General features: G+C 72.6%; 1 protein-coding gene and 1 pseudogene. One reads left to right on the top strand and one right to left on the bottom strand.

The window, feature by feature from the left end; genetic code table 11:
• On the top strand, positions 1-1,121 hold a 1,121-nt coding region (locus tag H5J33_RS35085), incomplete at its 5' end, for a sodium:proton antiporter (RefSeq protein ID WP_181798693.1).
• Here the strand turns inward: H5J33_RS35085 and H5J33_RS35080 are convergent.
• Positions 1,118-1,455 (bottom strand): annotated as a pseudogene (locus H5J33_RS35080) (1-aminocyclopropane-1-carboxylate deaminase); the annotation flags it as partial. The gene H5J33_RS35085 and the pseudogene H5J33_RS35080 overlap by 4 nt on opposite strands.

Below are 1,455 nucleotides of genomic sequence, written 5' to 3'. Positions count from 1 at the left end.
CGGCGATCACCGCCTACAAGGTGGCGCTCGGCGCCGCCGTCGGCGAGGGCGCCACCTGGGCCGGCGGCATCGGCGAGTTCGCGCTCGCGGCGGTCGGCGGGGTCGGGATCGGCCTGGTCCTCATGGCGCCCCTGCACTGGCTGCGCACCCGCCTGAACGAGCCCCTGCTGCAGAACACGCTCTCGCTGCTGATCCCGTTCGTCGCCTACGGGGTCGCCGAGCAGGCGCACGCCTCCGGGGTGCTCGCCGTCGTGGTCGTCGCCCTCTACCTCGGCCACCGCGCGTGGGAGGTCGACTTCGCCACCCGGCTCCAGGAGGAAGCGGTGTGGAAGATGGTCGCCTTCGTGCTGGAGTCCGCGGTGTTCGCCCTGATCGGACTGCAACTTCCGGTCGTCCTCGAGCGGCTCGGGGAGTACCAGGGCCCCGCCGCGGCCTGGTACGCGCTCGCCGTCTTCCTGGTCGTCGTGGTGGCCCGGTTCGTCTGGGTCTACCCGGCCACCTTCCTGCCCCGGCTGCTGTCGCAGCGCGTCCGTTCGCGCGAGGAGAACCCCACCTGGCGGGGCGCGATGGTCACCTCGTGGGCCGGCATGCGCGGGGTCGTCTCCCTGGCCATCGCCTTCGCCATCCCGTCGACCATGGCCGACGGCCCGCGCAACCTGATCCTCTTCCTGACGTTCACCACCGTCATCGGCACGCTCGTCGTGCAGGGCGTGACGCTGCCGCCGCTCATCCGGCTGCTGCGCTTCCCCGGCCGCGACCGGCAGGCCGAGACCCTCGCCGAGGCCAACGCCCAGGCACAGGCCTCGCGGGCCGCCGAGGCCCGGCTCGACGACCTGCTCTCCGACGAGCGCAACGCCCTGCCGCCCCCGCTCGTCGACCGGCTGCGCACCGTCCTGGAGCGCCGCCGCAACGCCGTCTGGGAGCGGCTCGGCCAGGTCAACCCGGTCACCGGCGAGTCCGTGGACGACACCTACCGCCGGCTTTCCCGGGAGATGATCGGCGCCGAACGCGAGGTCTTCGTCAGGCTCCGCGACCACCGCTACATCGACGACGAGATGCTGCGCGCCCTGCTCAGACGCCTGGACCTGGAGGAGGCGGCGGCCTTCAGGGAGGCCGGTTAGCGCTCCGGGGCGGCTGGAGGGGGCTCCGGGAACGGCCGCCCGGTGACGACGGCGGCGATCGTGCTCCCGCGCGCGAAGGCGCCCTCTTCCGCGAGAGTGACAAGTCCGTAGAGCAACTTGGCGACATAGAGACGTTCCACCGGCAGTCCGTGCCGCTGCTCGAAGTCGCCTGCGAACGCCTCCAGCTCGGGCGTCGTGCGGGCGTACCCGCCGAAGTGGAAGCGGTCGTCCAGGGACCACACGCCGGTACGGGCGCCGAAGGCACGTTCCTGCAGGGCCTGTATGTCGGCCTCCAGGAAGCCGCCCCTCAGGACCGGTATGCCGAGCGCGCGCC

Origin of the sequence: Streptomyces sp. WELS2 (assembly GCF_013870595.1) — a bacterium.
In the GTDB taxonomy this organism is placed as follows: domain Bacteria; phylum Actinomycetota; class Actinomycetes; order Streptomycetales; family Streptomycetaceae; genus Streptomyces.
Note: the sequence above shows the minus strand (reverse complement) of the source record. Positions and strands in the feature narration are given on the sequence as shown.